The sequence below is a fragment of the Streptomyces spongiae genome, from assembly GCF_009377185.1.
Classification (GTDB): domain Bacteria; phylum Actinomycetota; class Actinomycetes; order Streptomycetales; family Streptomycetaceae; genus Streptomyces; species Streptomyces spongiae.
Window position 1 is genome coordinate 1 of sequence record NZ_VJZC01000419.1, and the last position, 8,908, is coordinate 8,908.

Annotated in this window: 8 protein-coding genes and 1 pseudogene; 7 read left to right on the plus strand and 2 right to left on the minus strand. The window is 70.7% G+C overall.

Translation table 11 applies throughout. From position 1 onward, the window contains the following. Positions 1–134: 134 nt before the first annotated feature. The 6 genes from FNH08_RS36625 to FNH08_RS36650 all read left to right on the plus strand — a co-directional run bounded on the left by FNH08_RS36625 (position 135) and on the right by FNH08_RS36650 (position 7,017). Entirely contained in the window at positions 135–734 is a 600-nt protein-coding gene (locus FNH08_RS36625; RefSeq protein WP_152775849.1) for a roadblock/LC7 domain-containing protein, read from the plus strand. 16 nt (positions 735–750) lie between these two features. Continuing rightward, a complete protein-coding gene (locus FNH08_RS36630; RefSeq protein ID WP_152775850.1) occupies positions 751–1,125 on the plus strand; it encodes a roadblock/LC7 domain-containing protein in 375 nt (124 codons plus the stop codon). A 254-nt stretch (positions 1,126–1,379) separates the two neighbouring features. Beyond that, a complete protein-coding gene (locus tag FNH08_RS36635) occupies positions 1,380–2,741 on the plus strand; it encodes an APC family permease (protein WP_152775851.1) in 1,362 nt (453 codons plus the stop codon). Between the two features lie 108 nt (positions 2,742–2,849). Further along, on the plus strand, positions 2,850–5,144 hold the full coding sequence (locus FNH08_RS36640) for an MMPL family transporter (protein WP_152775852.1): 2,295 nt from the start codon (positions 2,850–2,852) through the stop codon (positions 5,142–5,144). Positions 5,145–5,149: 5 nt separating this feature from the next. Then, a complete protein-coding gene (locus FNH08_RS36645; protein ID WP_194238731.1) occupies positions 5,150–6,376 on the plus strand; it encodes a sensor histidine kinase in 1,227 nt (408 codons plus the stop codon). Continuing rightward, positions 6,373–7,017 carry a response regulator gene (locus FNH08_RS36650; RefSeq protein ID WP_152775854.1) on the plus strand — a complete coding sequence of 215 codons (645 nt, stop codon included), beginning with the start codon at positions 6,373–6,375 and terminating at the stop codon, positions 7,015–7,017. Before FNH08_RS36645 ends, FNH08_RS36650 begins: the two co-directional genes overlap by 4 nt. Positions 7,018–7,035: 18 nt before the next feature. On the opposite strand, the gene FNH08_RS52520 is transcribed toward FNH08_RS36650, so the two are convergent. Both FNH08_RS52520 and FNH08_RS52525 read right to left on the minus strand, forming a co-directional pair. After that, on the minus strand, positions 7,036–7,449 hold the full coding sequence (locus tag FNH08_RS52520) for an ATP-binding protein (RefSeq protein WP_407704518.1): 414 nt from the start codon (positions 7,447–7,449) through the stop codon (positions 7,036–7,038). Next, positions 7,346–7,783 (minus strand): annotated as a pseudogene (locus FNH08_RS52525) (FAD-binding oxidoreductase); the annotation flags it as partial. The gene FNH08_RS52520 and the pseudogene FNH08_RS52525, both read right to left, overlap by 104 nt. Before the next feature lie 272 nt (positions 7,784–8,055). Here FNH08_RS52525 and FNH08_RS36665 point away from each other — a divergent pair. Beyond that, positions 8,056–8,865, plus strand: a complete 810-nt coding sequence (locus tag FNH08_RS36665) for an alpha/beta fold hydrolase (RefSeq protein WP_152775855.1) — start codon at positions 8,056–8,058, stop codon at positions 8,863–8,865. Positions 8,866–8,908 lie beyond the last annotated feature (43 nt).

Below are 8,908 nucleotides of genomic sequence, written 5' to 3' on the forward strand. Positions count from 1 at the left end.
ACCCCCGACCCCGTGTCCGCCCTGCTCGCACAACCCCCGGCGGACCCCAACGTCGCCCTGCTGCGTCGGCTCCGAGACGCCCTGGAGGCACTGTGATCCGCGCGCTTCGACAGCGTGTCGAGAGGAGACTGCTCATGGCGGCGGAGGCCGAAGTCCTCGACGAACTCCACCGGTTGCGGGCCCGCGTGCCCCAACTGACCGGCGCGCTCGCGGCCAGCGTCGACGGCCTGGTCCTCGCCCAGGACACCCCCGGCGTGGAACCGGAGGGCGTGGCCGCCCTCACCGCAGCCGTCCTGGGTGTGGCCGTACGGATGACGGACGCCACCGGCCAGGGCGACTTCCGCGAGCTACTCGTCCGCGGCACCCAGGGCTACGTGGCGACGTACGCGGCGGGTTCCTCCGCCGTGCTGACGCTGCTGGCCCAGGACCGCGTCAACGTCGGCCGGCTGCACCTGGAGGGCCGCCGCGCCGGCACCCGTATCGGGGAGCTGGTCGACGCCGCGGCGGCCCGCGCCGAACCCACCCCGCGAACCGCCGCGGCGAGGGCCAGGAACCAGCCCAGGGCCGCCCCCGGACCGGGCCAGAACACCGACCGCCAGGCCGATCCACAGTCCCAGGCCAAGTCCGCACCCAAGACCACCGCGGGTCCGGCCCCCACCCGGACCCGAACCACCCGGACCGTGCGGGCCACCGCCCGACCGGCTCCGAACACCGCAACCACCAGCGAGAGTTGAAAGGAACCACCACACCATGGCCAACACCGAGACCGCGTTGAAAGAGGCCCTCGCCTCCATCGAGGGCGCGACCGGAGCCGCCCTCGTCGACTACACCAGCGGCATGGCACTGGGCACGATCGGCGGCAGCAAGGGCTTCGACCTCAACGTCGCGGCGGCCGGCAACACCGACGTCGTACGGGCCAAGCTGCGCACCATGGAGCACCTGGGGCTGAAGGCCGAGATCGAGGACATCCTGATCACCTTGAGCGACCAGTACCACCTGATCCGACTGCTCACCGGCCGCGGCGGCAACGGCCTCTTCCTCTACCTGGTGCTCGACGCCAAGCGGGCCAACCTGGCGATGGCGCGGCACCAGTTGAAGAGGATCGAGTCGGACCTGGAGGTCTGACCGACCCGAGGCCACCAGAGGCTCGATCGACACGGCGGCGCGCCCTCACCCGGGGACGCGCCGCCCAGCCGTACCATCCCCGCAGGGCCGCACCCAGCCACACCGGCCGGACTCCCGTACCGGTCCCGCAGGCCCCGCCCGCACAACATCAGCCGAAACCTCTGGTGAAGCTCTGAGAATGCCTGGAGCACGCATCCATGGCGCGCCACCGGGCAGAACTTCCCCGGACGGATCACCGATCGGGGGAGGTTCTCTTGTCCACCACCGAAACCACCACCGGGGCGTCGACGCCCGCGGAGGAATCAGGTCTCAAACGCGTCCTCGGCCCGAAGCTGCTGATCCTCTTCGTGATCGGCGACATCCTCGGAACCGGCATCTACGCGACCACCGGCAAGGTCGCCGGGAAGGTCGGGGGCGCGCTCTGGCTGCCGTTCGTCATCGGCTTCGTCGTGGCGATCCTGACGGCGGCCTCGTATGTGGAGCTGGTCGGCAAGTACCCGAAGGCGGCGGGCGCGGCCCTCTACACGCAGAAGGCATTCAAGCTGCCGTTCCTCACCTTCATCGTCGCGTTCATGGTGATGTGTTCGGGTCTGTCGTCCGCGAGCGCGGCGGCCCGCGCGTTCAGCGGCGACTATCTGGGCGAGCTGACGAACGACGCGCTGCCTCCCACTCTCATCGCGATCCTCTTCATCGTCCTGCTCGCCGCCCTCAACCTGCGGGGCGTCTCGGAGTCGGTCAAGACGAACGTCATCCTGACCCTCGTCGAGCTCACCGGCCTGGTGATCATCCTCGCGATCGGCGCGTGGGCCGTCATCACCGGCGTCGGCGAACCGTCCCGGCTGACCGAGTTCGAGGCGAGCGGCACGGGGTACGCCCTGATCACGGGTGTCCTGGGCGCCACGGCCCTCGGTTTCTTCGCGTTCGTGGGCTTCGAGGACTCGGTGAACATGGCGGAGGAGACCAAGGACCCGGTCAGGACCTTCCCGCGGGCGATCTTCATCGGCGTGGCGGTCACGGGCACGATCTACGTCCTGGTCGCGCTGGTCTCGTCCCTCCTCGTCGACTACAAGACGCTGGAGGGGTCGAGCGGCCCGCTCCTCGAGGTCGTCAAGGCGGGCGGCGTGAACTTCCCGCACAAGCTGTTCGCGCTGATCGCGCTGTTCGCGGTGACCAACTCGGCGCTCATCAACATCATGATGGCGTCCCGCCTCTGCTACGGCATGGCCAACGAGCGCATCCTGCCGCGCGGCATGGCCCGGGTCCTGCCCCACCGCCGCACGCCGGTCGTGGGCATCGTCTTCGTGACGCTCCTGGCCATCGGCCTGGTGTCGACGGGTGAGATCGAGGGCCTCGGCGACACCACCGCCTTCCTCCTGCTCTGCGTCTTCGCCGTGGTCAACATCTCGGTCCTGGTCCTGCGCCGCGACAGGGTGGACCACTCCCACTTCCGCACTCCCACGGTCCTCCCGGTCCTGGGCGCCATCACGGCCCTGATCCTCGCCAGCCCGCTCGCCGACCGCCCGGCCGACGTCTACATCCGCGCCGGTGTCCTCCTGGCCATCGGCGTCGGCCTGTGGGCGGTGAACAAGCTGGTCCTCAAGGCGCGGGGCGAGTAGGGGAAAGTCGGGGGCTTCCCCCACCCTGCGGGTCCACCGATCGGTGGACGGCAAGTTCAACCTGACACCTCTGTCCGCCAACTGCCCTGGTCAACAAGGCTTTAGGGCATGAACTCACTCACTGTGCGCGTGGCGCGCTGGAGCGCGCGGCACCCCTGGCGGGCGGTCGTCGGATGGCTGGTGTTCGTGGTGCTGTGCCTGGTCGCCGGCTCGGCCGTCGGCAACAACAGCGCCAGGACGGCGGACTACCGCGTCGGCGAGGCGGGCCGGGCCGAAGCCATGGCGGCCGAAGGGCACCTGGAACGCAGATCCACCGAGCAGGTGCTGATCTCCGCCCGGTCGGGCTCCCTCGACCAGCGGGACGAGCAGGACAAGCGGGCCGCCGAAGGGGCCGCGCGGGACCTCACCGCCCGGATGAGGTCACTGCCCGAGGTCGAGGGCGTGGCCGCGCCGCTGTGGTCCGGCGACGGCCGGATCCTCATGGTCGAGGTGACCCTGAAGGGCGAGGAGCGGGACGCGAAGGACAAGGTCGACGCGCTGGTCACCCAGACCACGGCCGTCCAGAAGTCCCATCCGCGGCTGCTGCTGGAGGAGACCGGCTCCCCCTCCATCAGCAAGGGGGTCGACCAGCAGCGCAGCGACGACCTGGCGCTGTCCGAGATGATCACACTTCCGGTCACGCTGGTCACCCTGATGGTCGTCTTCGGTTCGGTCGTCATGGCCGCGGTGCCGCTGCTGCTCGCCCTGTCGTCGATCGCGGCGGCGGTCGGCCTGGCGATGGTGGCCTCGCACCTCTCCCCCGACGCCGGGATCGGCACCAACGTCATCCTGATGATCGGTCTCGCGGTCGGCGTCGACTACACGCTCTTCTACCTGAAGCGGGAACGCGAGGAACGGGCCCGCGCCGGTGGCCGGCTCAGCACCGAGGCACTCGTGGAGCTGGCGGCGGCGACGTCCGGCCGGGCGGTCGTGGTGTCGGGGCTGGCGGTCGTCGCCTCCACCGCGACGCTGTACCTGGCCTCCGACGTGATCTTCTCCTCGCTCGCCACCGGCACCATCGTGGTCGTCCTGGTCGCCGTGGCCAGCTCCCTGACGGCGCTGCCCGCCCTGCTGGCCGCACTCGGGAACCGGGCGGAACGCAGAGCGCTCCGCCGGGCGGAACGCGGGAAGCCGCCCCGGCGAACGCGCCGCGAGGACAGCCAGGGCAGTCAGGGCGGCCAGGGAAGCCAGGGCGGCCGGATCTGGACGGCGCTGCTCAGGCCCGCCGCCCGGCACCCCCTCACCACGCTCTGCGTCTCGGTCCTCGCCCTGCTCGCCCTCGTCCTTCCGCTGGCCGGACTGAAGATCACCGAGATGAGCCGGGACACGCACTCCCGCGAGATCCCCGCGATGCGGGTGTACGACCGCCTCAACGAGGCGTTTCCCGAGCAGCGCGTCACGCACGACATCGTCGTACGGGCCGACGCCTCGCGCGCCCAGGAGGTCACCGGCGCGCTGCGCAGGCTCGCCGAACTCGCCGACGCCGACCCGCTGTTCACGAACGACCCACGGTTCACGGACGGTTCGCGGATCACGGACGGTTCGCGGATCAGGACGTCCGCCGACCAACGGATCAGCGTCCTGCGCCTGAAGGTGCCGTACCTCGGCAACTCCCCTCAGGCGTACGACTCCCTGGACCACCTGCGCGACGACTACCTGCCGGCCACCGTGGGCCGGGTCCAGGGCGCCGAGTACGGCGTCAGCGGTGACGTCGCCCGCTACGCCGACTATCCGGCCCACCAGAACAGCAAACTCCCCCTGGTGCTGGGGGCGTTGCTCCTGGTGACGTTCGCGATGACCGTGTACGCGTTCCGTTCCGTGGTGCTCGGTCTGATCGGTGTCGCGCTGAACGTGCTGTCCGCGGCGGCCGCGCTCGGGCTGCTCCTCCTCGTCTTCCAGGGGACCTGGGCGGAGGGGCTGCTGGACTTCCACTCCACGGGCTCGATCGGGTCGCGGGTCCCGCTGTTCCTCTTCGTGATCCTCTTCGGGCTCTCCATGGACTACCAGGTGTTCGTGGTCAGCCGAATCAGGGAGGCAGCGCTCGCAGGCGTCCCCACACGGCAGGCGGTGCTCGACGGGATCCGCACGTCGGCGAGCGTGGTCACCAGTGCCGCGGTCGTGATGACGACCGTCTTCGTGAGCTTCGTCTTCCTGCACATCATCGAGATGAAGCAGATCGGTTTCGTCCTCGCGGCGGCCGTACTGCTCGACGCCTTCGTGGTCCGTGTCCTGATCCTGCCGTCGGCGATGCTCCTGCTCGGCGAGGCGACCTGGTGGCCGTCACGCACGACACGACGCAAGCCGACCGAGCCGGCCCTGCCGGACCGAGCGGCCCACAACCCGCCGGTGGCCGACGTACGTTGATCGGTATGACCGCTCTCGCCGGGCCTTCCGCCGACGCCTTCTGGGCCGCCTCGCTGCGCCGCTGGAACGCGGTGTGCTGGGTGCTGTTCGCCGCGATGGCCGTCGGGCTCGCCGTCATGGACCCGTCCGACGGGAGCAGGTACGAGGCGCTCGCGCTGCTCGGCTGCGTGGTGCTGTGCTACGCGCTCCTCGACCGCTTCCCCGACAACCCCGTCGTACGGCCGCACGTCTACCTCGCCGTCCTGGTCCTCGCGCTGGGCGGCCTGGCGTACTTGGGCAGCAGCTACGCGGCACTGTTCATGGTGACGCTGCCGCACTACTGGATGTTCGGCCGGACCCCCAGGGTCTCCATGGGGTTCCTGGGGCTGGCGACCGCGGCGACGCTGGCGGGGAGCTGGCCCCGGCAGGGCTCGTCACTGGAGTTCTTCAGCGAGACGGTGGTGTCCACCCTGATCGTCGTGGCCGTGGGCGTCCTGATCGGGCTCTGGGCGCACTCGGTGGTCGCCCAGAGCACCGAACGGGCCCGGCTGATCGTCGAGTTGGAGCAGACCCAGGCGGAGCTGTCCGAGGCGCACCAGCGTCAGGGCGCGGCGGACGAACGGGAGCGGATGGCGCGGGACATCCACGACACCCTCGCGCAGGGGTTCGCGTCGATCGTCGTACTCGCGGAGGCGGCCCGCGCGGGCCTGGCCTGCGATCCGGCACGCAGCGAACGGCAACTGCGCTCGATCGAGTCGACGGCCCGTGAGAACCTCGCCGAGGCACGGGAACTGGTGGGCTCGGCCCAGCGGCGGGGCGGTGCGGAGGCCGGCTCCGTGGCGCGGACACTGCGCCGCGTCCTCGACCGCTTCGCGGAGGACACGGGGCTCACCGTGGACGCCGACCTGGCGGACGTGCCGTGCGACCAGCAGACCCGGATCGCGCTGCTGCGCTGCACCCAGGAGTCCCTGGCCAACGTCCGCAAGCACGCCCACGCGTTCACGGTCGGGGTGATCCTGACCCTCCGGCCGTACGGGGTGGTGGAACTGGAGATCACCGACGACGGCACCGGTTTCGATCCGGAGGAGTCGACGGGCTTCGGCCTCGAAGGGATGCGCAGACGTCTGGCGGAACTGGGCGGCCGGCTGACGGTCACCAGCTCGGTCGGCGACGGCACACGGATTCTGGCGGTGATCCCTCCGGAGACGCCCAGGCGCAAGGAGAAGCACGAGACGAAGGGGGCGGAGAGATGACCGGCGGACGAATCCGGGTGATCGTCGTGGACGACCACACCGTGATGCGGGCGGGCGTGATCGCCCTGCTCGCCGGTGAGGACGGCATCGAGATCGTGGGGGAGGCGGGGGACGGCAGGGCGGCCCTCGAACTCGTCGAGCGGCACGACCCCGATGTCGCGCTGGTCGACCTGCGGATGCCGGTGCTCGACGGAGTGGGGACGACCGCCGAGATCGTCGCCCGCCACCCGCGCACCCGGGTCCTGATCCTCACGACGTACGACACCGACCAGGACATCGAGCGCGGGGTGGAGGCCGGCGCCATCGGCTATCTCCTCAAGGACACCACCCGGGAACAGCTCGCCGACGCGATCCACTCGGCGGCACGAGGCGAGACCGTCCTCGCGCCCCGTGTGGCCCAGAAGCTGATCGCGCGGATGCGGCGCCCGGCCCAGGACCCGCTGACCGCCCGCGAGACCGACGTCCTCAACGCGGTCGCCGACGGCCTGACCAACGCCGAGATCGGCAGACGCCTCGTCATCACCGAGGCCACGGTCAAGACACACCTGCTCCGCCTCTTCGCCAAGCTCGACGTGAACGACCGGACGCGGGCTGTGGTGGTGGCCATGGAGAGGGGACTGCTGAGGAGGCCTCAGCGCTGACCACGGCGCCGCGAGTATCTACAGGGGAGTTGCTGCCTCGAGCGACACCTCCGCCCATACGGCCTTGCCCACCGGTCGACGAGGCTCCGCCCCCCAACGCACGGCCACGGCGTCCACCAGGAGCATTCCTCGACCGGACTCACCCACGGGGTACGACGCAGGCGGGGCCGAGGGCGGCTGCTTCGCGGAGGCGGCGTCCGCCACCTCGACACGCACCAGGCCCGCGGCCGCGTCGAGGGCGAGCCGGAGACCGAAGTCCCGTCCAGGGACTCGGCCGTGCTGTACGGCGTTCGCGGCGAGTTCGCCGACGACGAGGGCGACCGTGCACCTCCGCCACGGAGCGCTCGCAGGCCCTTCGCACCTCTCCGGCGCGTTCCATCGAGTAGTACACGTTGCAGAGGAAGACCTGGGGTCCCACGGGGTACAGGCGATTTCCCACGGGGTACAGGCGATACTCGAAGGAGGTCACGACGCCGAAGTTGCCGCCGCCTCCGCGGATCGCCCAGAAAAGGTCCTAGTGTTCGCTGCCGCTCACGGTGAGCAGCTTCCCGTCGGCGGTGACCACCCTGGCGGACACGAGATTGTCGCAGCTCAGCCCGTACTTGCGCCTCAGCCGGCCCATTCCGCCCGACAGGGTCAGCCCGGCGATGCCGGTCGCCGAGACCACCCCCACGGGTGCCGCGAGCCCGTGTCGCTGGGTCGCGCGGTCGAGCTCCCCCAGGGTGCAGCCGCCCTGTGCGCGGGCGGTGAGCCGCCCGGGGTCGACGTCCGCCTCGTGGGGCAGGATGAGGCGCCCGCGCAGGCTCGGCCCTCTCGACACGGTGTGCGCCGCATCCGCGCCTCGGCCGTTCGTGTGGTTCATGGCGGTCACCTCCGTCTCTTCAGCATCACCCTGGGTGGAAGGGGGGCCCTATCCGGACGGGCAGGCAGCCGCCCAGGACCTGTGCGACGGTGTGAGGAGGGGAATACCGGCGCGAGCTCTCCACGGAAACCGCTCCACGAGCCCGCTCCGGAGGGACCGTTCCAGGGAGACCCGGCATGGGCGACATGATCAGCACCGATGTCGGCGAGATCTGGGTCGAGCGCCAGGGTGAGGGCCCTGACGTCCTGCTCGTCGCGGGGCTCACCGACCCCGCCGAGGCCTGGCAGGCACAGCTCGACGGACTCTCCGACCGCTACCGCCTCACCGCCTACGACAACCGCGGCACCGGTCGTACGCCGCTGCCCGAGGGCCCGCTGTCGGTGCCCGGCATGGCGGAGGACGCGGCCGCGGTGCTGCGCACGCTGGAGATGCCGACCGCCCACGTCATGGGCTTCTCGGGAGGCAGTCTCATCTCGCAGGAACTGGCGCTCACCCATCCCGGGCTCGTCCGCAGCCTCGTCCTCATGAGCGCATGGGCCCGCCCCGACGCCTACTTCCGCTCCATGACCGGTTTCTGGCACTGGATGGCCGAACGGGCCCCGAGCGAGCGCGCGATGCTGGAGGCGTTCCTGCTGTGGATCTACACCCCGCGGGCCCACGCCGACGGCACGGTCGAGCGGATCATCGAGGAGACGCTGGCGTTCCCGTATCCGCAGTCCGTCGAGGCATTCCAGCGCCAGCTCGCACCGTTCAGGACACATGACACGCTCGACCGCCTGTCCGGGATCGGTGTGCCGACGCTCGTACTGGCCGGTGAACTGGACATCGCCGCGCCCCAGCGCCTCGGGCGCGAGGTCGCCGAGGGGATCCCGGGCGCGCGGTTCGAGGTACTGCCGGGCGAGGCCCATCAGCCCTTCCAGGAGGTCCCAGACACCTTCAACGCCCGGGTGGACGCCTTTTGGCGCGAGGTTCAGGCCCAGGACTGAGGTGTCCGTCGGTCCAGGCCGACCGGACGGGGGTGGCTGGACG